22 protein-coding genes are annotated in these 22,365 nt (G+C 60.6%); 11 read left to right on the top strand and 11 right to left on the bottom strand.

Features of this window, described 5'->3' with window-relative positions:
* Nucleotides 1-260 precede the first annotated feature (260 nt).
* From AB4N48_RS12440 to AB4N48_RS12420, 5 genes are all read right to left on the bottom strand, one after another.
* Nucleotides 261-1,220: an alpha/beta hydrolase gene (locus AB4N48_RS12440; RefSeq protein WP_252877959.1), complete on the bottom strand. Its 960-nt coding sequence runs from the start codon at nt 1,218-1,220 to the stop codon at nt 261-263.
* Between the two features lie 61 nt (nt 1,221-1,281).
* On the bottom strand, nt 1,282-2,310 hold the full coding sequence (locus AB4N48_RS12435) for a transketolase family protein (protein ID WP_071171997.1): 1,029 nt from the start codon (nt 2,308-2,310) through the stop codon (nt 1,282-1,284).
* The gene (locus AB4N48_RS12430) at nt 2,307-3,155 is read right to left on the bottom strand and encodes a transketolase (RefSeq protein ID WP_130903057.1); all 849 of its coding nucleotides are present in this window, start codon (nt 3,153-3,155) and stop codon (nt 2,307-2,309) included. The genes AB4N48_RS12435 and AB4N48_RS12430 overlap by 4 nt, the downstream gene beginning before the upstream one ends.
* A 17-nt stretch (nt 3,156-3,172) precedes the next feature.
* Nucleotides 3,173-4,471, bottom strand: coding sequence for an MFS transporter (locus AB4N48_RS12425; RefSeq protein ID WP_041480451.1), 1,299 nt, complete (start codon nt 4,469-4,471; stop codon nt 3,173-3,175).
* A gap of 100 nt (nt 4,472-4,571) precedes the next feature.
* A complete protein-coding gene (locus AB4N48_RS12420; protein ID WP_024012667.1) occupies nt 4,572-5,321 on the bottom strand; it encodes an SDR family NAD(P)-dependent oxidoreductase in 750 nt (249 codons plus the stop codon).
* Nucleotides 5,322-5,515: 194 nt separating this feature from the next.
* Here AB4N48_RS12420 and AB4N48_RS12415 point away from each other — a divergent pair, with 194 nt between their 5' ends.
* On the top strand, nt 5,516-6,433 hold the full coding sequence (locus AB4N48_RS12415; protein ID WP_252879970.1) for a LysR substrate-binding domain-containing protein: 918 nt from the start codon (nt 5,516-5,518) through the stop codon (nt 6,431-6,433).
* Nucleotides 6,434-6,656: 223 nt separating this feature from the next.
* Nucleotides 6,657-6,899, top strand: a complete 243-nt coding sequence (locus AB4N48_RS12410) for a hypothetical protein (RefSeq protein WP_041480449.1) — start codon at nt 6,657-6,659, stop codon at nt 6,897-6,899.
* A gap of 200 nt (nt 6,900-7,099) precedes the next feature.
* On the opposite strand, the gene AB4N48_RS12405 is transcribed toward AB4N48_RS12410, so the two are convergent.
* Nucleotides 7,100-8,008 (bottom strand): LysR family transcriptional regulator, encoded by a 909-nt coding sequence (locus tag AB4N48_RS12405; protein WP_056785081.1) that lies wholly within the window; start codon nt 8,006-8,008, stop codon nt 7,100-7,102.
* 134 nt (nt 8,009-8,142) lie between these two features.
* Between AB4N48_RS12405 and AB4N48_RS12400 the strand changes: the two genes are divergently transcribed.
* Genes AB4N48_RS12400 through AB4N48_RS12390 form a run of 3 tightly spaced genes read left to right on the top strand, consistent with a single transcriptional unit; the run spans nt 8,143 to nt 10,404 of the window.
* The gene (locus AB4N48_RS12400; RefSeq protein WP_150742621.1) at nt 8,143-9,171 is read left to right on the top strand and encodes an alpha/beta hydrolase; all 1,029 of its coding nucleotides are present in this window, start codon (nt 8,143-8,145) and stop codon (nt 9,169-9,171) included.
* 24 nt (nt 9,172-9,195) lie between these two features.
* The gene (locus tag AB4N48_RS12395; protein WP_406228918.1) at nt 9,196-9,630 is read left to right on the top strand and encodes a cyclophilin-like fold protein; all 435 of its coding nucleotides are present in this window, start codon (nt 9,196-9,198) and stop codon (nt 9,628-9,630) included.
* Between the two features lie 12 nt (nt 9,631-9,642).
* Nucleotides 9,643-10,404: a carboxymuconolactone decarboxylase family protein gene (locus tag AB4N48_RS12390; RefSeq protein WP_460095524.1), complete on the top strand. Its 762-nt coding sequence runs from the start codon at nt 9,643-9,645 to the stop codon at nt 10,402-10,404.
* Between the two features lie 40 nt (nt 10,405-10,444).
* Here AB4N48_RS12390 and AB4N48_RS12385 read toward each other — a convergent pair whose 3' ends face one another.
* Complete coding sequence (locus tag AB4N48_RS12385; protein ID WP_460095523.1) at nt 10,445-11,446, bottom strand: cupin domain-containing protein; 1,002 nt, start codon at nt 11,444-11,446, stop codon at nt 10,445-10,447.
* A gap of 59 nt (nt 11,447-11,505) precedes the next feature.
* On the opposite strand from AB4N48_RS12385, the gene AB4N48_RS12380 reads away from it, so the two are divergent.
* Nucleotides 11,506-12,732, top strand: coding sequence for an MFS transporter (locus AB4N48_RS12380; RefSeq protein ID WP_460095522.1), 1,227 nt, complete (start codon nt 11,506-11,508; stop codon nt 12,730-12,732).
* Between the two features lie 5 nt (nt 12,733-12,737).
* Here AB4N48_RS12380 and AB4N48_RS12375 read toward each other — a convergent pair whose 3' ends face one another.
* Nucleotides 12,738-13,361, bottom strand: a complete 624-nt coding sequence (locus tag AB4N48_RS12375; RefSeq protein ID WP_056785092.1) for a TetR/AcrR family transcriptional regulator — start codon at nt 13,359-13,361, stop codon at nt 12,738-12,740.
* A gap of 130 nt (nt 13,362-13,491) precedes the next feature.
* Here AB4N48_RS12375 and AB4N48_RS12370 point away from each other — a divergent pair, with 130 nt between their 5' ends.
* The gene (locus AB4N48_RS12370; protein WP_076563247.1) at nt 13,492-14,709 is read left to right on the top strand and encodes an MFS transporter; all 1,218 of its coding nucleotides are present in this window, start codon (nt 13,492-13,494) and stop codon (nt 14,707-14,709) included.
* Nucleotides 14,710-14,727: 18 nt separating this feature from the next.
* On the opposite strand, the gene msrA is transcribed toward AB4N48_RS12370, so the two are convergent.
* The 3 genes from msrA to AB4N48_RS12355 all read right to left on the bottom strand — a co-directional run bounded on the left by msrA (nt 14,728) and on the right by AB4N48_RS12355 (nt 18,531).
* Entirely contained in the window at nt 14,728-15,234 is a 507-nt protein-coding gene (msrA, locus tag AB4N48_RS12365) for a peptide-methionine (S)-S-oxide reductase MsrA (RefSeq protein ID WP_016774420.1), read from the bottom strand.
* Nucleotides 15,235-15,380: 146 nt separating this feature from the next.
* Nucleotides 15,381-16,166 (bottom strand): enhanced serine sensitivity protein SseB, encoded by a 786-nt coding sequence (gene sseB / locus AB4N48_RS12360; protein ID WP_056785098.1) that lies wholly within the window; start codon nt 16,164-16,166, stop codon nt 15,381-15,383.
* Between the two features lie 238 nt (nt 16,167-16,404).
* Nucleotides 16,405-18,531, bottom strand: a complete 2,127-nt coding sequence (locus AB4N48_RS12355; protein ID WP_460095521.1) for a TonB-dependent receptor family protein — start codon at nt 18,529-18,531, stop codon at nt 16,405-16,407.
* A 190-nt stretch (nt 18,532-18,721) separates the two neighbouring features.
* Here AB4N48_RS12355 and ppk2 point away from each other — a divergent pair, with 190 nt between their 5' ends.
* The 4 genes from ppk2 to AB4N48_RS12335 all read left to right on the top strand — a co-directional run bounded on the left by ppk2 (nt 18,722) and on the right by AB4N48_RS12335 (nt 22,363).
* Nucleotides 18,722-19,537: a polyphosphate kinase 2 gene (gene ppk2, locus AB4N48_RS12350; protein WP_056785103.1), complete on the top strand. Its 816-nt coding sequence runs from the start codon at nt 18,722-18,724 to the stop codon at nt 19,535-19,537.
* A gap of 820 nt (nt 19,538-20,357) precedes the next feature.
* Nucleotides 20,358-20,573 (top strand): hypothetical protein, encoded by a 216-nt coding sequence (locus tag AB4N48_RS12345; RefSeq protein ID WP_095179697.1) that lies wholly within the window; start codon nt 20,358-20,360, stop codon nt 20,571-20,573.
* A 23-nt stretch (nt 20,574-20,596) separates the two neighbouring features.
* On the top strand, nt 20,597-20,986 hold the full coding sequence (locus AB4N48_RS12340; RefSeq protein ID WP_236169030.1) for a VOC family protein: 390 nt from the start codon (nt 20,597-20,599) through the stop codon (nt 20,984-20,986).
* A 27-nt stretch (nt 20,987-21,013) separates the two neighbouring features.
* On the top strand, nt 21,014-22,363 hold the full coding sequence (locus tag AB4N48_RS12335) for a cytochrome ubiquinol oxidase subunit I (protein WP_460095520.1): 1,350 nt from the start codon (nt 21,014-21,016) through the stop codon (nt 22,361-22,363).
* The last annotated feature ends 2 nt before the right edge of the window (nt 22,364-22,365 follow it).

Here is a 22,365-nt window from a genome sequence, read left to right as displayed (position 1 = left end):
TTGAGTCGTTACCGTTTGTCGGGACGTTGGATCCAAGCGGTTTTTGGGTGCAACAAAATGTGTCGGTTTCGACATTATCCAAAGAGACGCTGGAAAATATCCGGGCGGAATCGAGGAGAGCGACGGCTAAGCGATATTGAATTTCTCAAAGCGCAGGCCAACCTCCGTAGCTGCCGGTCTGCGAAGGTATTAATCAATAAGCGTGGGAGGGGGGAAGGCTTTGTATAAGAAATCCAGTCGTACCGTTTCAGCTGTTCTTTCTATCCCTCAGCAGTTAATGCGCTAGCTATCGATCGCCGAAGTGATCGGACAATATCCTGCGCAGACTGATCGCTAACACTGCCTGGGCACTGATCAAACATATGTGGCGCCCCAGGGTAGACATGCAGTTCGACGGCAACCCCGGCGCGCGACAGACTCAGGGCAAATGCAACGTCCTCTTCCAGAAACAGATCCAGCGCCCCGACGGCCAGAAACGTCGGTGGCAAGTCACGCAGATCGTCTTGCAGGGCCGGCGAAAACCAGCCGATTGGCAGATCATCCAGCGCTTGGCCAGCGCGCAGGCACTCCCAACAAAACTGGTTGGCTTGCGCCGGCCAGCCAATCACGCCGGTCGTGCTGTTCTGCTGAGGCGAGGCTGCGCTGCCCGAACGGTAATCGAGCATCGGATAAACCAGCACCTGACTGGCGATGGAATATTCGCCGCGATCCCGCGCCACAATGGCCAGCGCTGCTGCCAGCCCGGCGCCGGCACTGTGACCCATGACGATTACTTTGTCGGCGTCAATATTGAGCGTTTGCTGGTGGGCGAAAACCCAGCCGAGGGCGGTGTAGCAATCTTCCAGGGGAATAGGGAAGGGGTGCTCTGGCGCGAGACGGTAATCGACAGCGACGATGATCGCCTGAAGTTCTTCGGCGAGGTTAGCCAGATAGTCATCGGCCATTTCGGGGCAACCAAGGACGAAACCTCCACCGTGGATGTACAGGATCACCGCAAAATTACCGCCCGGTGCCCCGGCGGCAGGCCGGTAAAGACACAGGCGCAAATCCTCACCGTCGTGGGCCTTGGTCCATAGGCTTTCACCGCGCGCTTGTTCTCGGGATTTGAATGTCGCATGGACACGCTCCCTGATCGCGGGCAGCGTCTCCAACGTCCAGGCTTGTGCGCCGGGGGTTAAAAAGCTTTTGAAGTCGGGATCCAGCAGTTCATGTGCTTTCACGTTCTGCCTCCTGTTCTCGAATGAGCGAGCGCCTCTGATCGAAGCGCCGCCCACGGTGGAGTTACAGCCAGGCTTTGATCTGCGCGCAGACAGCCGGCGTCGAAATGCCGTAGCGATCATGCAGCGTCGGCAGGGCACCGGCGTCGAGGAAGGCGTCGGGCAACGCGATCTGTCTGAAGGTGGGCGTCACGCCATTGCGCAACAACAACCCAGCAACCGCCTCGCCCAAACCGCCGATGATCGAGCTGTTCTCGGCTGTGACCACCAGACGCCCGGATTTACGCGCTTCGGCGAGAATGGTTTGTTCATCCAGCGGCTTGATGGTCGGCACGTGCAGCACGGCCACATCAATGCCGTCGGCCTGCAATTGCTTGGCAGCTTCCAGTGAGCGCATGGTCATCAGCCCGGTGGAGATGATCAGCACATCATTGCCCGTGCGCAGGGTCTTGGCCTTGCCGATCTCGAATTTATAACCGTACTCGTCCAGCACCAACGGCACATTGCCGCGCAGCAAACGCATGTAGACCGGGCCTTGGTGAGCGGCGATGGCCGGCACGGCCTGTTCGATTTCCAGTGCATCGCACGGGTCGACAATCATCAGATTGGGCATGGCGCGAAAAATAGCCAGATCATCGGTGGCCTGGTGGCTCGGCCCGTAACCCGTGGTGAGACCGGGGAGGCCGCAGACGATTTTGACGTTAAGGTTTTCCTCGGCGATGGCCATGCAGATGAAATCGTAAGCACGGCGCGAAGCGAACACCGCGTAGGTGGTGGCGAAGGGTACGAAACCCTCACGCGCCATGCCCGCCGCAGCGCTCATCAGCAACTGTTCGGCCATGCCCATTTGATAGAAACGCTCCGGATGCGCCTTGGCGAAAATGTGCAGGTCGGTGTACTTGGACAGGTCAGCCGAGAGACCGACGATGTCCGCGCGCTGGTCTGCCAGCGCTGCGAGCGCATGGCCGAACGGTGCCGAACGGGTCGCCTGGCCCTCGGAGGCAATCGAGGCAATCATCGCCGAGGTGGTCAGGCGCTTTTTCACCGGCGCGCCAGTAGCAGTCGAAGGCGCAGTGTTGGCGGCGTTGCTCATTGGTCTTTTCCTTCTTCAAGGTTGCTCAGTGCCAGGTCCCATTCGTGCTCTTCGACGCGAATGAAGTGGGTCTTTTCCCGGTTCTCCAGAAACGGCACGCCTTTGCCCATTTTCGTGTCGCAGATGATCACGCGCGGTTGCCCGCCGGGGTGATTGCGGGCGGCATCGAATGCAGCGACCAGGGCGTCGAGGTCATTGCCGTCGACGCGCTGGGTGAACCAGCCGAAGGCTTGCCAGCGATCGACGATGGGTTCGAACGAGAGAATCTCGCTGGAGTAACCGTCGGCCTGCTGGTTGTTGACGTCGACGATGGCGATCAGGTTGTCGAGCTGCCAGTGCGACGCCGACATCACCGCTTCCCAGGTCGAGCCTTCATTGAGTTCGCCATCGGACAGCAGGTTGTAGACGAACGAGGCCGAGCCTTTGCGCTTGAGGCCCAGGCAGGCGCCGACTGCGATGCCCAGGCCCTGACCCAGCGAACCGCCGGTGATTTCCATCCCCGGGGTGTAGGCGGCCATGCCCGACATCGGCAGGCGGCTGTCATCCGAACCGTAGGTTTCCAGCTCGTCGAGGGGAATGATCTCGGCTTCGATCAGCGCTGCGTACAGCGCGATGGCGTAGTGGCCGATGGAGAGATAGAAGCGATCGCGCTGCTCCCACTCGGGATCCTGGGGGCGATGGTTCATCGCATGAAAGTAAGACACCGCCAGCAGGTCAGCCGCGCCGAGGGCCTGGCCCACATAGCCCTGGCCCTGAACCTGGCCCATGCGCAATGCATGGCGGCGAATGTTGTGCGCGCGCTGGGTGAGGCTCAGCGATGCAGCGTGTGCAAGATTAGTCGTCATGATGAAACTCCGTTGACTCAACGATTGACCAAAGCGGCAGGAATACGCAGGACCAGGCTGGCGCCGAGGAACAGCACGCCGGTGATGAGGTACATGCCGATGGCGCTGGAACCGGTCAGGGTGGTGATCCAGCCGATCAGATAGGGCGAGCAAAACCCGGCGAGGTTGGCGAAGCTGTTGACCGCCGCGATGCCGGCGGCCGCAGACACCCCGCCAAGCAGCGTGGTGGGCAGCATCCAGAACAACGAGGTGGCGGAGAGAATGCCGGAGGCGGCCAGGCACAGGCTGAGGATCGACAAGGTCGGGTTGCCGCCCATCATTGCTGCCAGGCTCAAGCCGATCGCACCGGCGATCATCGGCACGATCAGGTGCCAGCGGCGCTCGCGATGTTTGTCGCCACTGCGGCCGACCAGGAGCATGGCGGCGATGGCGCACAGGTAAGGCAGGCTGGTCAGGAACCCGATGTGCAGCGGGTCGGAAACACCTGCGTTGCGCACCAGTGTCGGCAGCCAGAAGGTGATCGCATATTGGCCCATGACCACACAGAAGTAGATCGCCGCCAGCAGCCACAAGCGCCGGTCGCGGATGAACTCGCCGACCGAGGCATGGGTGACCTTTTGCTGGTCGTCTTCGGCCAGCTCGCGAGTGATGAGCGCTTTTTCCTCGTCATTGAGCCAGGTCGCCTGATGCACGCCGTCTTTCAGATAACTCAGTACCAGCAGGCCGACGAGCACGGTGGGCACCGCTTCCAAAACGAACATCCACTGCCAGCCGGCCCAGCCGTGCACACCGGCAAAGTGGTTCATGATCCAGCCCGAAAGCGGGCCACCGACCATGCCTGACAGCGGAATGGCGATAAACCACAACACGGTCATGCGCGCCCGCCGATAGGACGGAAACCAGTAGGTGAGGTAGAGCAGCAGGCCCGGCGCCAGACCGGCTTCGGCAATCCCGAGGAGAAAGCGCAGGGCATAGAACTGCCACGCGGTTTCGACAAAGGCGAACAGCGCCGAGACGATGCCCCAGGTGATCATGATCCGCGCAATCCACACTCGCGCGCCGACCTTGTGCAGGATGATGTTGCTGGGCACTTCGCAAAGGAAATAGCCGATGAAAAACACCCCCGCGCCCAGTCCGTAGACTGTTTCGCTGAGGGCCAGATCGTTCATCATTTGCAGTTTGGCGAAACCGACGTTGACCCGGTCCAGATAGGCGCACAGGTAGCACAGCATCAGGAACGGCATCAGCCGCCAGGCCGTTTTGCGGTAGGCAGAAGAGCGCACGGTCGAAACCGCTTCGAGCGACAGGGTAGTCATGATGGTCTGATCTCTTGTTTTTATTGACCGCCAGGCCATCAGGCCCGGCTGCGTCATCGATCCAGAACCGCACGGGCCACGCAGGCCCGCCCAGAGTTACTCAGTGAATCAGCATGCCGCCGTTCACATCGAGGGTGATGCCGGTCAGATAAGCGGACAGGTCGCTGGCCAGAAACAGCGCGGCGTTGGCGACGTCCTGCGCTTGACCCAGGCGCCCCAGCGGAATGCCTTCGATGATGGCGTGGCGGCGTTCATCCTGCATCAGGCCGCCGGTGATGTCGGTGTGAATCAGGCCCGGGGCGATGGAGTTGACGCGGATGTTGTCCGGCCCCAATTCCCGCGCCATGGCCTTGCCCAGCCCCAGCACACCGGCCTTGGCCGCGCTGTAATGCGGGCCGCCGAAGATGCCGCCGCCGCGCTGGGCAGACACCGACGACATGCAGACGATGCTGCCGGAAGACTGTTGGCGCATCAGCGGAATCACCGCCTGGGACATGAGCAAAGTGCCGCGCAGGCTGACGTCCAGCACTTTGTCGTAGTCCGAAGGACGAATATCCAGAGTCTTCAGTGGCTGGGTGATACCGGCGTTGTTGACGAGGATATCGATGCGCCCGAAGTGCTCGATGATGGCGGCGACGGCTTGCTGAACCTGCGCTTCGTCGGCCACGTTGGCCGCCAGGCCCAGATGACCTTCGCCCAGTGCTGCGGCGGCGTCACGTGCTGCGGATGCATCCAGATCGAGGATGACCACGCGAGCGCCGTGTTGCGCAAATGTACTGGCGGTAGCGCGGCCAATGCCACGGGCAGATGCGGCACCGGTAATGATTGCGACTTTGCCTTGAAGAAGCATGGAGGATTCCCTCGAATTGTTTTTATTGGGTCGGTGTGTAAGTAACCGATGACTCAGCTTGTCCTCCGGGGCGAGCGTGAGCAATAACGCGGAAATCACTCAATGCTGAAAAAAATTCAGCACTCGTCAGGCCGTTTCGCAAATGCTTGAATGAAACCGGTCCGTACATCACAAGAAATCACCACGGAGTCACCATGCGCTCAGACACTGAGGCATCGATCAACCTGCCACCGCTGAAAGCAATTCAGGCCTTCGAACAAACCGCGCGCTTCGGCAACGTCGCCAGAGCGGCGGAAGTGCTGGACCTGACACCCTCGGCAGTCAGCCATCAACTGGCGAAACTGGAAGGGATGATCGGCCGGCAATTATTCGTCCGTGCTGCCCGTGGCGTCTCGCTGACGCCGGTCGGCGAGCAATACCTCAAGGAAGTCTCCGGGATTCTGCACAGTCTCGCCGTTGCCACCGAGCGTGCGGCCAGCGATGTCAGCCTCGATTGCCTGCGCTTGCACTCATCGCCAAGCTTCGGCCTGCTCTGGCTGATGCCGCGCCTGGAAGCGTTTCGTGCGAGTCATCCGGACATACAGATCAACCTGTCGTGCTCGTATGAATCGCTGCACTTCAGTCGCGACAAGATCGACGTCGATATCCGTCACGGTCTGCCGAACTGGCCAAGCTATGAGGTGCGCACGGTCAGGAACGAGACGTTCGCGGTGCTGACCTCACCGAAACTGCTCGCGCAGCGCCCCGTGCGCGGTGCGGCGGATCTGCTGGAGTGCGATCTGATTCTGTCGGAAGCCACCCTGCTCAAATGGCCGCAATGGTTTGCCCAGCATGGCTTGGCGCGTCCGGAACGGCCTTATGCATTGAGCTTCGATCGCTCGTACATGTCGCTGGAAGCGGCGAGTCATGGCTTGGGTTTCGCGCTGGAAAGCACATTGCTGGCGCAGAAGTATCTGGCCGCGGGCACGCTGGTTGAAGTCGCGCCTGAATCACTGAGTGCTGCGGTGGCGGCGCACCATTTGGTATTCCCCAAGGCGCATTCGAGCTTTCCACGGGTCAGGCGTTTTCTGGCGTGGATGGAGAGCGAGTTGGGGCACGAGTTCGCGTATTGAGTCGGGATCAATTCTTTCAAACTCTCTGAACCGCTCAAGGTCAATCCATTATCGGTCTTGATCATTCACGCAAGAGCGCACTTTCCCGCGCGCTGCCGATCCGCGAAAAACCAAAGGCTGAGCAGGCTCTTGTTTTCTGTGTTCATCGTTTCTTTAGAAGGGGCTGATTTATGGTCATCACATATCTGGGATGGGGATCACTGATCTGTAAGCCGGGGAAGCGATGAGCACCCGCAGCCAGGCGCAGATTGCCGCGATCTTTGATCAGCTGTTGGCACTGCGAGAAAGCGTGGACATTCTTCAACACGTAGAGAGCAGTAGCGTCGAGTCGCTGCGTGGCCATCAGACCGTGGACGCTCCCGAGTCGCTGGATCTGGTGTTTCAAAAGCTGCATGAAGACATCGCCAGCATGGAGGAAACCTTGGCGACGATTGCCGAGGCTACCGGGGATGTGTCGAAGTTGTGAGGCGCGCGCGGGGTGGCATGCAGAGATGATTTGCCTGGTCTGGCGTCTTCGCGAGCAGGCTCGCTCCCACAATGGATTTGTGAATCGATTGATTTCCGGGATCTGATGCAAAACCCTGTGGGAGCGAGCCTGCTCGCGAAAGCCCTGGGTCAGGCACTTACTCTGTTGGATGTGCCGACGCTATCGGAGCAGGCTCGCTCCTACAACGGGGCTGGATCTCTCACCACGCGCAACGCATCCACTACCAGTGAAAACGCTGGCGACGGTTGTCGGCGGCTGGGGTAGTAGAGGTGGAAGCCACCGAACGGTTCGCACCAGTCCTCCAGCACTCTGACCAAACGCCCTTCAGCCAGATGCGTACCGAACTCGTCTTCAGGCAGGTAGGCAATCCCTAACCCGTTCACAGCCGCGTCGGCGATGTGCACGGTGGAGTTGAACACCAGTTGCCCGTCGACTCGCACTTTCAACTTTTTGCCCTGACGCTCGAATTCCCATGCATCGACGCCGTCGTAGGTCGGAAAGCGGATGTCGATGCAACGGTGCGCCGCCAGATCGCGCGGATGTTGCGGGGCGGGGTGCTGGGCGAAGTAACCGGGCGAAGCGACCACGGCCATGCGCAGTGGCGGGCCGATCGGTACGGCGATCATGTCCTGGGCGACGGTATCGCTGAAACGCACGCCGGCATCGAAGCGGTCGGCAACGATGTCGCGGAAACCGTAGTTGATATCGAACTCGAGCTTGATGTCCGGATATTGCAGCAATAGTGGCGTCAGCTTCGGCAGCAGGGTGGTCTTGATGATGTTGTCGCCGCAGGTGATGCGCACCGTGCCGGCGGGCTTGTCGCGCAACTCGGTCAGGGCGTCCAGCTCGGCTTCGATCTCATCGAAACGATGACCCACGGTGTGCAGCAAGCGTTCGCCGGCCGCGGTCAGTGACACGCTGCGCGTAGTGCGGGTCAGCAGGCGAATTTTCAGACGCGCTTCCAGCGCCGAGACTACCTGGCTCACCGCCGATTGCGTCACGCCCAGTTGCACCGCCGCGCGGGTGAAGCTGCCGCTGCGGGCAACCGTGACGAAGGCAAGCAGGTCGTTGAAATTGGGTTTGGCCATGGGCGCGCGCTCGGGTTTATTGATTAGCAGAGTTTATAACCGCATTAAGCACTCATTAGCTAATCAAAGCCTCGAGCCTGCGCAACAATACCTCCATCCCGGCCTCGCCTGGCTTCTCGATCAAGGACGCCCCCATGAAACGACTGTTCATACTGCTCGGGTTTCTCCTGAGTTCATTCACTGCATTCGGAGCTGACATGTCCCACGGTGCCGACAATTTCTTCAAAAGCGACAAGGTGACCGCGCAGAAGGTCAGCTTCAAAAATCAATATCAACTCACCGTGGTCGGCAACCTGTTTGTCCCTAAAGGACTCGACCCGGCAGCCCGCAGCGCGGCGATTATCGTTGGTCATCCGATGGGCGCGGTAAAGGAGCAGAGCGCCAATCTGTACGCACAGAAACTGGCGGAGCAGGGCTTTGTCACCCTGTCGCTGGATCTGTCGTTCTGGGGCGAAAGCGAGGGCGCGCCGCGCAATGCCGTGCTGCCGGACATGTATGCCGAAGACTTCAGCGCGGCCGTCGATTACCTCGGCACACGGCCATTCATCGACCGCGAGCGCATCGGTGTGTTGGGCATCTGCGGTAGCGGCAGCTTCGTGATCAGCGCGGCGAAAATCGACCCGCGCATGAAAGCCATCGCCACGGTCAGCATGTACGACATGGGCGCAGCCAACCGTGACGGCCTAAAGCATTCGCAAAGCCTTGCGCAGCGCAAGCAGATCATTGCGCAAGCGGCCGAGCAGCGTTACGCCGAGTTCACCGGCGGCAAGGTCGAATACACCGGCGGCACGGTGCTGGAGCTGAAGGCCGACACCCATCCGATCCAACGTGAATTCTTCGATTTCTACCGCACCCCGCGCGGCGAATTCACCCCGGCCAGCTCGACACCGCAACAGACCACGCGTCCGACGCTGAGCAGCAACACCAAGTTCATGAACTTCTATCCCTTCGTCGATATCGAGAGCATCTCGCCGCGCCCGATGTTGTTTATTGCCGGTGCCGACGCGCACTCCCGTGAGTTCAGCGAAGAGGCGTTTCGGTTGGCGGGGCAGCCGAAAGAACTGGTGATTGTGCCGAATGCCGGTCATGTCGATCTGTACGACCGGGCCGAGCTGATTCCTTTTGCCAAGCTGACGCAGTTCTTCAAGAGCAACCTGAAGTAACTTTCAACGCGACGGAGCAAAGCGATGCGGATTTTTGCCAACGGCTGGAAGGGATTCGTACTGATGGCATGGCTGCCCTTTGCTCTGTCTGCTGCTAACCCGGAGGAGACCACGATGTGGATGACCGTCGGAGAACACCGTTTTGCCATTGCTCTTGAGGACAACCCGAGCACTCGGCAATTGCTCACGCGATTGCCGCTGAGCCTGAACATGAGCGACCTGCACAGCAACGAAAAATACGCCACCGTGCAGCCGCCCTTGCCCACGCAGCCCTATCGGCCGGGAACGATCCACAACGGCGATTTCCTTTTGTATGGCGACGATACGTTGGTGGTCTTCTATAAAACCTTCGATTCGTCTTACCGCTATTCGCGTCTTGGTCGCATCGACCGGCCGCAGGACTTGGCCGAGGCCTTGGGGCGCGGCGATGTGCGGTTGACGTTCACGCTGGATGAGTGAGGAGATTCATTGATGAACCAGAGATCGTTAAAGCAAGGGCGTCTTCTGCGCATCGTGGCCCTCGGCTGCGCGGTCCTCGCCAGTGCAGCCTGCGTTAATCCTCTCTGCGCCAATCCTTCCCGATCACAGGAGAAACCGATCATGCAAGAACAACCTCTGACGCTTAAGCAACTGGCGATCGCCCCGATTGCCGCCAACGCTGCAATCGGCGACATGCCGCGTTTGCACGACGCACTCAATCGCGGCCTCGATGCCGGGTTGAGCATCAGCGAAACCAAGGAAGTTCTGGTGCAGCTGTACGCCTACGCCGGGTTCCCACGCAGCCTCAACGCCTTGTCCTTGCTAATGAAGGTTGTGCAGGAACGCGCCGCGCGGGGCATTGAAGACGCGCCCGGACGAGAGCCCGGCCCGGTTCCGTCGGGGTATGCACTTACCGAACTCGGCACCGACAATCAGACCCGTCTGGTCGGCGCGCCAGTGTCCGGCCCACTGTTCGAATTCGCCCCGGCGATCGATCAGTTCCTGAAAGTGCACTTGTTCGGCGACATCTTCGCCCGCGACAACCTGGCATGGACGGATCGGGAACTGGCAACTGTTGGTGCGCTGGCAGCGATGGCTGGGGTGGAATCACAGCTGGAGTCACATTTGAAGATCAGTCTGAATGTGGGATTGACTGTTGAGCAACTGCGGCAAGTGGCGCAGGAGTTGGAGGCGCGTGGGGATTTGCAGGCTGCTGAACGGGTGGGCGCGGGGCTGGGGAAAATCCAGCGGTGAGGGCGGCTCGGATTCATTGCCGCCCTGTTAACGCAATTTTCTACAGTGCGCGCTGGCGCCGACTCGCTCCCGGCGAGCTTCCCGTTATCCGCTTGAACGCACGACTGAACGCCGCTTGGGAGGTGTAGCCCAAGCGCTGCGCCACTTCTTCGATCGGCAGTCTTTCCAGTGTCAGCCACTGACTGGCCAGGCGCATGCGCAGTTCGGTGGCGTAGCGCAGCGGCGGGGTGCCGAGGGTGGTCTGGAAGCGTTCGGCGAAGACCGAGCGTGAGGTGTTGCACAGCGTTGCGAGTTCGGCGACGCTCCAGTCGCGCCCCGGTTGTTGGTGCAGGGCCAGCAAAGCTTTCGACAGACGAGGGTCGCGCAGGGCGGCGACGAGACCGGAGGCATTGCCGCAAGCGCATTCGACCCAGCCACGAACAATCATTGCCGCCACTACGTCGGCAAGGCGAGCGAGAATGCCGGCGAAGCCGATGCGCGCTGCGCTGACTTCGCGTTCCATGGTCGCAAGAATTGGCATAAGCCCCGGATAACGCTGGCCGCCGGCGTCGATCAGCATCAGTCCCGGCATCAGCCGACCGAGGCCCTGCAGGCTGCCGAGCTCGAACTCCATACAGCCACTGAAGAGCAGGGCGCTATCGGGCGAAACGGCGCTGTGACCGACCTGCACCGCGCAGACCGTATCGCCGAGTGGCGCGGCGACGGTGCTGTCAATGTCCTGCACTTCGGCGTTTGGGTGTGACAGCAACTGGTGCGCGGCACCATGGGCAATGAATACCGCATTGCCCGTCGCCAACTCGTAAAGGCTGCCGTCCTCCAGTCGCAACACCGTCGATCCAGCGGCAACGAAGTGGAAATACGCATGGCCCGATTTGTCGCTGAAACCCAGACCATACGGCGGACCGGCGTGGATCCGCCGATACTGCACGCCACGCAGACGCATGCTGCGCAGCAATTCTGTGATCAGGTCTGATGACAGTGAAAAGGAATCAGTGCTGCTCATGTTCGGGGTTTCGATCAAAAGTTCAAGACTGCGCATCATAGATCATCCGGTTTGCCGTCAATAGACTGCCCTCTCGAAATGTCCGAGGGAGTCTGGAAATGAATGAATGTGTAGGTGATGGGCGAACTGAAGAGGAGCCGATGGCTCCTGCGTGGATGGCGGTTTTCTCACTGGCGATGGGGGTGTTCGGTTTACTCACCGCAGAATATCTGCCGGCCAGCCTGCTGACGCCGATGGCGCTCGACCTTGGCGTCAGCGAAGCGCTGGCCGGGCAAGCAGTGACGGTGACCGCAGTGGTGGCGCTCTTTGCCGGATTGCTCGTACCTGGATTGACGCGCAGTCTTGATCGGCGGCTGGTCTTGCTCGGTTTCTCGGTACTGATGATCGCGTCGAATCTGCTGGTGGCGCTGTCGTCGAGCCTCGCAGTGTTGCTGATCATGCGCATCCTTTTGGGCATAGCTCTGGGCGGATTCTGGAGCATGGCGGCGGCCGTGGCGATGCGCCTGGTGCCGGCGGCGCTGCTGCCACGGGCGCTGTCGATTATCTTCAGCGGGATCGCCGTCGGGACCGTGGTCGCGGTGCCATTGGGCAGTTATCTCGGCGGTCAGTTTGGCTGGCGCAGTGCGTTTTTCGCAGCTGCGGCGGTTGGCGTGGTGACGCTGGTCTTCCAAATATTCACGCTACCCAGTCTGGCGCCGCATCGTCCGTCACGCCTGCGCACGGTGCTTGAGGTGTTGCTGCGACCGGGCATTGCCATTGGCATGTTTGGCTGTGTATTGGTGCACACCGGTCACTTTGCGTTGTTCACCTACATCAGGCCATTTCTGGAAAGCACCACCGGCGTCGGCCCGCAGACGCTGGCACTGATGCTCCTTGGCTTCGGCGTGGCGAACTTTGCCGGCACGCTGTTCGCTGGCTGGCTGTTGCAGCGCAATCCACGCGCAACACTGGTGCTGATGCCGGTGTTGGTGGGCGTTGCTGCTCTGGCGTTGGTCGGGTTACCGGCGTCGCTCACCGGGCAGGCGTTGCTTCTGGCTCTGTGGGGGATGGCCTTCGGTGGCGTGCCGGTGGCATGGTCGAACTGGGTGGCGCGCTCGATACCCGATCAGGCCGAAAGCGCGGGCGGCATGGTCGTCGCATCGGTGCAGTCGGCGATTGCCGCAGGCGCTGCCGCCGGCGGTTCGGTGTTCAGTTTCAGCGGCATCAATGGCGTGTTTGTAGCAGCTGGAATTCTGATGTTGCTGGCCGCGCTGCTGATTGCCCTGAAGGTCAATGTCGATGTGCCGGAGCCGGGTTCGGCGCCGGTGGCACCGGTGCATTTGTGATTTGATCAATCCGCCTTACGCGTGGCGGCAATTTCCCAGATTTGCATGATCTGAGTGATAGCAGCATCAATGTTATCCAGCGCGGTGTTGTCTCTGGCGAGGATGGATATGCCCTGCAGGAAACTGTCGAATACCGTCGCCATCGCCGCCGCACTTGTGCCGCTGGCCAGCTCGTCGGCATTCACAGCGCGTTCGACGCAGGCTTGAATGCCGGCACGGGTGCGCTGCCTTGAGTGGGTCAGGGCTTGCGCCACATGGGCGGTTTCCGGGCTCGGTGCGCTCATGACGCCGAGGGTAACCATGCAGCCCTTGGGGTGTGTGTCGTCGCACTGCATGCGTGCCGACTGGCGCAAAGCGGTCTCGATCGCCTGGCGTGGTGGCAGGCTGTCGTCCCACAGGCACTCGGTGACTTGCGCATAGGTGGTTAAATAACGCTGCACGCATTCATCGAACAACGCTTCCTTGGAACCGAACGCGGCGTAGAAGCTAGGTGCAGAGATACCGCCACCCAGGCCTGCCTTCAATTGGGCCAGCGATGTCGCGTCGTAGCCGTGTTGCCAGAACAGTTGCAAAGCCTGATCGACGGCGTCGTCGCGATCAAACTGACGGGGGCGACCGGTTCTCGCCATGACCTGACTCCTCATTGATTTAATATAAAGACTAGTCGATACAGAAATTGTTGACAACGCTGCGCATGCACCCTCAGGATCTAGATCGATCGGTATTTAAATCTGAGTCGGTTTTTTCGAGGAGCTTCCAGTGACACCTTCAATCACGTTAACGGCTACGCCAAAAGGTCTGCCCATCGGCGCTTTGCTGGCGCTGGCCATGACTGGCTTCATCTGCATCGTCACCGAAACCCTGCCGGCGGGCCTGTTGCCGTTGATCAGTGAAGGCCTGGCGATTTCGCCGTCCATGGCCGGGCAAATGGTTACCGCGTACGCATTGGGTTCCGTACTGGCGGTGATCCCGATGACCATCGCCACCCGGGGCTGGCGGCGCCGCAACGTGCTGCTGCTGACGATTGTCGGTTTCCTGCTGTTCAATTCGATTACCGCGCTGTCGTCGCATTACGGCGTGACGCTGGTCGCGCGGTTCTTCGCCGGGGTTGCGGCGGGTCTGGCATGGAGTCTGCTGGCCGGCTATGCGCGACGCATGGTTGAGCCCGAACAGCAGGGCAAGGCGTTGGCGCTGGCGATGGTCGGCACACCGATTGCGCTGTCGCTGGGCGTGCCTCTGGGTACGTGGCTCGGTGGGCTGGTCGGTTGGCGCACTACATTCGGTCTGATGTCGGCGCTGACCTTGGTACTGATCGTCTGGGTACTGGTGAAAGTGCCCGACTACCCGCCGCAGCCGGCCCATCAACGCCTATCGCTGAGCAAAGTCCTGACTACCCCGGGCGTGCGTCCTGTGCTAGCAGTGGTGATCAGTTGGATGCTGGCGCACAACATTCTCTACACCTATATCGCTCCGTTCGTGGCGCCGGCGGGCATGGCCGAGCGGGTGGATGTGGTGTTGTTGAGCTTCGGCATCGCCGCTCTGGTCGGGATATGGCTGACGGCGAAGCTGGTCGAGCCGCTGCTGCGTTCGACGGTTCTGCTGAGTTTGGCGACCTTTGCCGCCGTCTGCGTGGCGCTGGGATTTGGCGGAGGCAGCCCAGAGGTGATTTATCTCGGCGTGGCGGCATGGGGTTTAACCTTTGGCGGCGCGGCGACGCTGTTGCAAACGGCGCTGGCTGATGCGGCGGGCGACGGAGCGGATGTCGCCTTGTCGTTGAACGTAGTGGCGTGGAACAGCGCGATCGCTGGCAGCGGTGTCGTCGGCGGCGTGCTGCTCGATCAGTGGGGCGTTACCTCATTTCCGTGGGCCATGCTGGCACTGGTCGCTATCGCCTTCGCCATTGCCTGGGGTGCCCGGGCCCACGGTTTCAAGTCGGGCCCGCGCTCTGTAGAAGCTTCGGTGGTGGCGGGGCATTGAACCCCGCCAGCAGTTTCTTCAACCGCGCTTCGGCAGTTTCCAGTTAGGCCGGATGAAATGGCAGGTGTAGCCGTTCGGAATCCGCTCCAGGTAATCCTGATGCTCGGGTTCCGCTTCCCAGAACGGGCCGGCCGGTTCTATTTCCGTAACCACTCGGCCCGGCCACAACTTCGATGCGTCTACATCGGCGGCGGTGTCTTCAGCGACGGCACGCTGCTCGTCGTTGAGGTAGTAGATCGCCGAGCGGTAGCTCGGGCCAAGATCGTTGCCCTGACGGTTAGGCGTGCTCGGGTCGTGGATCTGGAAGAAGAACTCAAGGATCTGCCGGTAGCTGATCACGGCCGGATCAAACTCGATCTCGATGGCTTCGGCGTGGTTGCCGTGGTTGCGATAGGTCGCATTCGGCACATCGCCGCCGGTATAGCCGACGCGGGTTTTCAGCACACCCGGATAGCGGCGCAACAGATCCTGCATGCCCCAGAAGCAGCCGCCGGCGAGAATGGCAGTTTCGGTTTGAGTGGTCATGGTGTGTGCTTCCTCTCGAGACGATGGGGGGATACCCACTGTTATGAGGGCGGGTTGAGAGAATCCAAGGTCACGCTCATGAGAATCGACCACTGGCCTGCTGATCAAGCGACATGCAGGCGACTGCGATTTTCATCAGATCGTATTCAACCAAAGCCAAAGAACGAACGCAGCTTGCTCGGTGACTTGCGCTCGTAGAACGGTTTGGTCTCCCTGAGGAAGTAATCACTCAGCCCGGCTTGTCCCGTCAGCACGCGGCAAAAATCAACCGGCCCGCCATCAGGGGCTGTGTCCGCAGCGACATTGCCGGCTTCGCGCATGACCTGTTCGATATCGCCATCCGCTTCGATGCCGACGATCAAGTGCGGTTTTTCATCAACCGAGGGGTCGTGCATCAGCGCCAGGAACGCGCGTTTCACATTGGCGTGTTTGGCCAGCAGTTGCGAGAGCGAATGGACCATCGTCGATGGGTAGTCCGAAGGCTGTCCAAGCAAGACGTTGGTTTCTTTTTCAACGGTACGCTGCGTGGCGGGCCGGCCGATTTCGCCTGAGAGCAGGCGTTGCACTTCCTCCGGAAAGAATTCCTTGCCGTACGGCGACTTCGGATTGAGAAAGAGCAGCGCGCCCAGCGTGATTTCGAACAATGATCGGGCAGGGATTTCTACATAGCTCTGCTCGCTGTCGATGGATTGTTGCAGCGTTGGCAGTGAGGAGAAGAACGGAATGACTGGCGTGCCATCGGGCTTCTGCCAATGAGCGATGCTGATATTGCTGCCGGCTTCGAGATTGACATGGCCTTGAGCAGCACCGGCGGTGCCGAGGATGTAGACGTTCGAGTCCAGCAGGGTGTGATAGAACTCAGGGCGATGCGCGGGTTCGTCCGCGGCCAGCCGGAGTGATGTTTCCAATGGGTTTTCTTGGGAAGTATCCATGAGGTCAGTCCGTTATTTTCAGTGGAGAGCGATGATTATCTGGTCGGTCCGAGGAGACGTGCTGTCACGATGATACTCGTCCAGAGATTCGAATCCTGCGTCGTTCTAACCCACACCACAAAGCCAACTGTGGGAGCGAGCCTGCTCGCGAAGGCGTCGTGTCAGTTGAAATAACTCACGGCTGATACACCGCTTTCGCGAGCAGGCTCGCTCCCACATTTGAATTTCGCGTTGGGTCTTATAGCAAACTCCACGAAACCCCAACATAAACCCCCATCCCTTCACCCGGCGTCGACCGCGCGGCGTCCACTCCCTTGTCGTCATACCCCGGCGTGACCGTTGCCGCATAACGCTTGCCGGTCAGGTTGCGCATGTCCACCCAGCCTTGCCAGTCGCCCTTCGGGGCGTTGTAGCCCAGGGTGGCGCCGAACAGGGCGTAGGGATCGGCGTAGTAGCTGTTGGCGTAGTCCACGGCAACTTTGGAGACCAGTTGCGTGTTCACGGCGGCAAAGAAGCCCTGCGGCCAGTCGTAACGCAGTTCGCCCTGGTAATAATGCATCGGCAAGCCCGGCAAGCGGTTGTCGCCGAAGCGCTCATCGTCGCGGTAGTGGAAGTCGCTGAAGGTGTAGGCCTGGCGCAAGCTCAACTGGCGGCCGTCGGCGGCGGTCCAGAGTTTGCTGTTGAGGCTGGCCTCGATGCCCTGGTGCACGGTCGTGCTGGCGTTGAGTTCGTAGGGCGTGACGGCGTTGGCGTCCGGCAGTACCGAGAGCAGTTCGTGACGAACTTGCGCGTAGTACCAGGCCAGGCTCCATTCGCCCAGTTTGCTGTCGCCACGGCCACCGAGTTCCAGAGTGGTTGCGGTCTGGTTTTGCAGTTCGACCGGGTCGCGCTGGGTGCCGGTGGCGGCGCCGTTGCCGGCAGGGAAGCGCACGTTGGAGCTGTAGATCAGCGACCACGGGTGCGGTGCTTCGACGGAGCGGCTGAGGTTGCCGAACACTTGCACGTCCGGGGTGATCTGATAGCGCAGGCCGATGCGCGGTGCATAGTCCCAGTCGCTGAGACTGGTTTTGCCGCCGCCCTGCGGATAGGTCACGGCGCTTTCGCGGCGGGTGTAGATGGCGGCGAGGCCGGTGGTCAGCCACAGGTCGTCGGCAATTTCCAGGTCATTGCCGAAATGCAGCACGGTATCTGAACCCTGATAAGTGAAATTACGCATCCGCGTGCCCGGGGCGTAGCTGGCGGTGTTGCCACTCGGGATGCGCACGAACTCGCTGGCGCCATCGTTGGGCAGGTGCTTGGTCACGCGCAGGCCGACGTTGCTGCGGCTTTCCATACCGAACAAAGTGTCGCGGCGTTTGTAGTCGAAGGTGCCGCTAACGTCGGTATAAGCCACCTTCAGCCGGTTCGGGCCTTCGCGCAGATCCATCGGGTAGTCGTGGTAGGCGAGGCCGGTCTGGATGCTCGAATCGTCATCGAGGTAGAACGTGGTCTTGTTGCCGATGAAGGTACTGCCGGGTTGCTTGCGGCTGTCATCGCGGGCCACATACGCCGGGTTGGCTGCCCGTGGGCTGTGTTCGATGGAATGCTTGGTCACGCGACCGGCGAGGTCGTTGTTGGTCTCGCGATAGCGGAAATAGAAGCGGGTTTCCAGATTCGGGTTGAAGCGATAGCCGAAGTTGGCGATCAGGCCTTTGCTCTCGCTGGCGGTATGGTCCTGATAGCCGTCGGCGTTGGCATCGGTCAGGGACACGTAGTAATCGAAATTCCCCAGCACTTGCCCCGAGCTGACCTGGCGCTGCTGAAAGCCATGGCTGCCGGTGGCGTAGCGCACTTGCAGCTTCGGCGCGGTGTAACCGGTGTGGCTGACGTAATCGATAGCGCCGCCCAGTGCCAGCGCGCCGCGATCGAAACCGTTGGCGCCGCGCAGCACTTCGACATGGTCGACCCACAGTGGCTCGAGCAATTCATACGGTGTGCCGCCGGGGCCGCTCAGGGGCAAGCCATCCAGCATCGTGTACAGCCCCGAGGCGTGGGCGCCGGGTGCGCGGTTGATGCCTGAACCACGGATGGAAATCTTCACGCCTTCGTTGCCCGCCGACTGTGCATACACCCCCGGCTGATAGGCCAGCACATCCTGATTGCTGGCAACGCGGCCCTGCAACGGCTGGCGCATGTCGACCACGTTGGTGCCGCCGGGAACCTGCTCAAGGCGTTCCCGCGCTTCTTCGACCGCTGCATCGCTGCCACTGCGCTCATCTGCCGAAATCAGCACTTGCCCCAGCTCCAGACCTTGGGTCTCGGCCATCGCCGGGCAGGCCAGGGCCAGACCGAGCAGGGCAGTGGGCAATGATTTGGACGACGGCATCGAAAAAACTCCAGCAAACAGGGGATCGGGCAATGAACAGTGCGACGTCGGAACAACCTCAGGAAACACATGGCGACAGGGCTTTTTTGCCCGGCAATGGCAAACAACCGGGCGTGAACTAACCTCACGGATCAGGCCCTTCGGGTCAATAAACAAATTCAGCGGGCTGTTGAAGCGCGAGGACAGGTTCATGGCGAAAGACAAGAAGAAACCTGCAAAGGCAATCGAACGTCCACGCTTGAAAAACAAGGACTATCTGGAACAGCTGCGCAAGCTCCACGTTGAGCTGGTCAAGCTGCAGGAGTGGGTCATCGCCAAAGGTGTCAAGGTGTGTATTGTTTTCGAAGGGCGCGACGGTGCGGGCAAGGGCGGGGTGATCAAGGCGATCACGGAGCGCGTCAGCCCACGGGTGTTCCGCGTGATGGCATTACCGGCGCCAACCGATCGAGAAAAAAGTCAGATGCATGTACAGCGCTATCTGCCGCATCTGCCGGCGGGCGGCGAGGTGGTGATTTTCGACCGCAGTTGGTACAACCGCGCCGGTGTCGAACGGGTCATGGGTTTTTGTACGGAGGAGCAGGCCGACAAGTTTCTCAAGTCGATTCCTTGGGTGGAGAACGCCATCGTTGATTCGGGGGTGATCCTGCTCAAGTACTGGCTTGAGGTCAGTCCGGAGGAACAGACCCGCCGGCTCGAAGCGCGAATCAATGACGGGCGCAAGATCTGGAAACTGACACCCATGGATCTGAAGTCCTACAGCCGCTGGTATGACTACTCACGGGCGCGGGACGAGATGTTCAAGCACACCGACACCGATTGGGCGCCGTGGAGGGTTGCCGACTCCAATGACAAGCGTCGTGCACGGCTGAACATCATCACTGATCTGCTCAGTCGCATCCCCTATGAAGAGGTGAAGCGCGACAAGGTCGAGTTGCCGAAACGGCAGAAGCCGGGCAAGTATCGGGAGCCGGATTATGCGTACAAGCGGGTGGCGGAGCGGTTTTGACATTTGCGGTTTTTTTGGGCGTGGCGGCCTTTGGGCCGACCAGGCTCTTGGGGTTTTGGGTGTATATCCGTTTTTTCGGGTGTTGCGGCTGGCGGTTCCGCTCTTACAGCGGGTCACTTTTGCAGACGCCCAAAAGTAACCAAAACGCTTTGCTCCTGCGTTCGGCCCTCGCAGGCTCGGGTTCCTTCGCTCCGGGATCGATCCTGGCGCAGCGGCTCCGGTTTGCTTCGCTGCACCTACACTCGCTGTGTACGACTGCGTCGTACGGTCGCTGCGCTCCCACGCCCGGATCAATCCCTCCACTCAGCCTTCCGACGTCGCTGGTGGATCAAGATCAAAAGCGGTACTCGAGCTTGCGCTCATTGTTGAGTGGTGCGGCTTCGCCGCGGGCAGCTGCGCTGCTTTGCGTTTGCTTTGTAGGCGAGCCTGCTCGCGAAGGCGGCCTGACAGCCGACCTGTTCTTGAGGTGGTACGCGATCCAACTGTAGGAGCTGCCGAAGGCTGCGATCTTTTGATTTTGCTTTTCTGTGGGAGCGAGCCTGCTCGCGAAGGCGGCCTGACAGCCGACCTGTTCTTGAGGTGGTACGCGATCCAACTGTAGGAGCTGCCGAAGGCTGCGATCTTTTGATTTTGCTTTTCTGTGGGAGTGAGCCTGCTCGCGATGACGGAGGAACATTCAAATTTAATTTGACAGATATACCGCTATCGCGAGCAGGCTCACTCCGACAAGGTTTTGCGCATCAACCGTCCATCCGTCGTCTGCCCTGAACCTCTCTCGCGCTGATTTTTCTACCGGGTAAGTCCCTCAGGAGATACCGGTATGTTCGATCAGCAAAAGCAGGCATCACTGGCGGCATGGCGGAAGATGGCAGAGCAGGCCGAGGGCGATCTGGATCCGGAACAGCAATATGACGAGCTGCTCAAGGCTGCGGATCAGATGGAGGAGCAAGGCCTGATCACCAGTGCCGAATGGCGCCAGTTGGTGCGTGACGCCGGCAACGTGTTCACCTTGAACCAAGAACAGCCACAGCGCTGACAGCTGTCATTGGAGGACGCCCCATGCTCAGTTATCTGTTTATCGGCGCCAACGATGTCGAGCGTTCGGCAGCTTTCTACAAGGCGATTCTGACGCCGCTCGGCTACCGGCATGATCGCGAAGAACACTACTGTTTTTACCTGCCCGATTGCGCCGACAAGTCCAACGGCCCCGGCAGTGTGCACATCTCGCAACCGTTCAATGGTGAGCCGGCGACACCCGGCAACGGCATGATGCCGGCGTTTCGCGCCGACTCGCGGCATAAGGTCGATCAGGTGCACAAGGCCGGGCTCGACCATGGCGGCAGCGACGAAGGCGCGCCCGGCACTCGCGAGGCCTATACGCCGGACTTTTACGTGGCCTATCTGCGCGACCCCGAAGGCAACAAGCTAGCTGTGTTCTACAGCGGCTGATGGATGGAGCCCGTTGATTCGGCCCTGATGGCGGCCCGCGCTCAGTTCGCAATCACGATCAGCTTTCACATCGTGCTGGCGGCGTTCAGCATCGGTCTGGCGAATTTCCTCGTGGTGCTGGAGGCGTTGTGGTTGAGGTCCGGGCGCCAGGTTTATCTGGATGTTTATCGTTACTGGCTCAAGGTATTCGCCCTCAACGTTGCCGTGGGCACGGCGTCGGGATTGATTCTGGAGTATCAGTTCGGCCTCAACTGGTCGCGGCTGTCGGTGCAGGCCGGTGATGTCCTCGGTCCGCTGATGTTCTATGAAGTGATGGCGGCGTTTTTCATCGAAGCGGGTTTCCTTGGCATCATGCTCTTCGGCTTGAAGAAAGTCGGCCCGCGTCTGCACTTTTTTGCCACCTGCGCTGTGGCGGTGGGCTCGCTGATCAGCGCGTTCTGGATTCTGTCTGCCAACTCCTGGATGCAAACCCCGGCCGGCTATTCGATTGGCGCGGACGGGCGGTTCCTTGCCGAGGACTGGTGGGCAATCATCTTCAACCCTTCGTTTCCCTATCGCCTGGCGCACATGCTGCTTGCCGTGTTCATCGGCAGCGCGACGCTGATTGCCGGGATCAGTGCCTGGCAATTGCGCAAGGCCCCGAAAAACCCGCGTGCTCGCCTGCAATTCTCCATGGGGCTATGGGTGATTGCGCTGCTGATGCCGGTGCAGATTGTCGTCGGGGACCTGCATGGCCGGCACAGTTTGCACGCCCAGCCGCAGAAAGTGGCGGCCATCGAAGGCTCATGGACGCGCCCGGCCCAAGGGGCAGGGGAGCCACTGCGGCTGTTCGCATGGCCGGATATGCAAGAGCGCCGCAACCACTGGGAGGTGGCGATTCCGCGCATTGGTTCCCTCTACCTGCAGCATGACCTGACCAGCACCATCGCCGCGCTTGATGAATTTCCGGCTGAGGACATCCCGCCCGTGGCGCCGGTGTTTTTCGCGTTCCGGCTGATGGTCGGGCTGGGGCTGTTGATGCTTGGGCAGGGTGTGGTCAGCCTGATCCTGCGCCGACGTAATCGCCTGTACACGGCGCGGCTCTGGCTGGGCGCGTGCGTGCTGTTGGCACCGGCCGGATTTCTGGCAATGCTCAGCGGCTGGGTCGTCACCGAAGTGGGGCGACAGCCGTTTACGATTTACGGATTGATGCGCACGGCGGACAGTCTGTCATCGGTGTCCAGGGCTCAAGTCGTCGGGTCGACGTGGCTGATTCTGCTGTTTTATCTGCTGATCTTCGGCATCGGTCTGTGGGTGTTGCTGCGCCTGTTGCGCGAGCCGCCGCAGCAGGATCAACCCGGGCCGCAGCCCACCCTTGCCGACGAAACCGGGCACTGAGG

The organism is Pseudomonas sp. S2_C11 (genome assembly GCF_054668395.1).
The sequence above is the reverse complement of the archived record's forward strand: the minus strand, read 5'-3'. Positions and strand labels throughout refer to the sequence as shown.

Bases quoted from the DNA above. Each gene is read 5' to 3' on its own strand.
- AB4N48_RS12435 (WP_071171997.1), bottom strand. From the start codon at position 2,310: ATGAGCAACGCCGCCAACACTGCGCCTTCGACTGCTACTGGCGCGCCG.
- AB4N48_RS12430 (WP_130903057.1), bottom strand. From the start codon at position 3,155: ATGACGACTAATCTTGCACACGCTGCATCGCTGAGCCTCACCCAGCGC.
- AB4N48_RS12425 (WP_041480451.1), bottom strand. From the start codon at position 4,471: ATGACTACCCTGTCGCTCGAAGCGGTTTCGACCGTGCGCTCTTCTGCC.
- AB4N48_RS12420 (WP_024012667.1), bottom strand. From the start codon at position 5,321: ATGCTTCTTCAAGGCAAAGTCGCAATCATTACCGGTGCCGCATCTGCC.
- AB4N48_RS12415 (WP_252879970.1), top strand. From the start codon at position 5,516: ATGCGCTCAGACACTGAGGCATCGATCAACCTGCCACCGCTGAAAGCA.
- AB4N48_RS12410 (WP_041480449.1), top strand. From the start codon at position 6,657: ATGAGCACCCGCAGCCAGGCGCAGATTGCCGCGATCTTTGATCAGCTG.
- AB4N48_RS12405 (WP_056785081.1), bottom strand. From the start codon at position 8,008: ATGGCCAAACCCAATTTCAACGACCTGCTTGCCTTCGTCACGGTTGCC.
- AB4N48_RS12400 (WP_150742621.1), top strand. From the start codon at position 8,143: ATGAAACGACTGTTCATACTGCTCGGGTTTCTCCTGAGTTCATTCACT.
- AB4N48_RS12395 (WP_406228918.1), top strand. From the start codon at position 9,196: ATGCGGATTTTTGCCAACGGCTGGAAGGGATTCGTACTGATGGCATGG.
- AB4N48_RS12390 (WP_460095524.1), top strand. From the start codon at position 9,643: ATGAACCAGAGATCGTTAAAGCAAGGGCGTCTTCTGCGCATCGTGGCC.
- AB4N48_RS12385 (WP_460095523.1), bottom strand. From the start codon at position 11,446: ATGATGCGCAGTCTTGAACTTTTGATCGAAACCCCGAACATGAGCAGC.
- AB4N48_RS12380 (WP_460095522.1), top strand. From the start codon at position 11,506: ATGAATGAATGTGTAGGTGATGGGCGAACTGAAGAGGAGCCGATGGCT.
- AB4N48_RS12375 (WP_056785092.1), bottom strand. From the start codon at position 13,361: ATGGCGAGAACCGGTCGCCCCCGTCAGTTTGATCGCGACGACGCCGTC.
- msrA (WP_016774420.1), bottom strand. From the start codon at position 15,234: ATGACCACTCAAACCGAAACTGCCATTCTCGCCGGCGGCTGCTTCTGG.
- sseB (WP_056785098.1), bottom strand. From the start codon at position 16,166: ATGGATACTTCCCAAGAAAACCCATTGGAAACATCACTCCGGCTGGCC.
- AB4N48_RS12355 (WP_460095521.1), bottom strand. From the start codon at position 18,531: ATGCCGTCGTCCAAATCATTGCCCACTGCCCTGCTCGGTCTGGCCCTG.
- ppk2 (WP_056785103.1), top strand. From the start codon at position 18,722: ATGGCGAAAGACAAGAAGAAACCTGCAAAGGCAATCGAACGTCCACGC.
- AB4N48_RS12345 (WP_095179697.1), top strand. From the start codon at position 20,358: ATGTTCGATCAGCAAAAGCAGGCATCACTGGCGGCATGGCGGAAGATG.
- AB4N48_RS12340 (WP_236169030.1), top strand. From the start codon at position 20,597: ATGCTCAGTTATCTGTTTATCGGCGCCAACGATGTCGAGCGTTCGGCA.
- AB4N48_RS12335 (WP_460095520.1), top strand. From the start codon at position 21,014: ATGGCGGCCCGCGCTCAGTTCGCAATCACGATCAGCTTTCACATCGTG.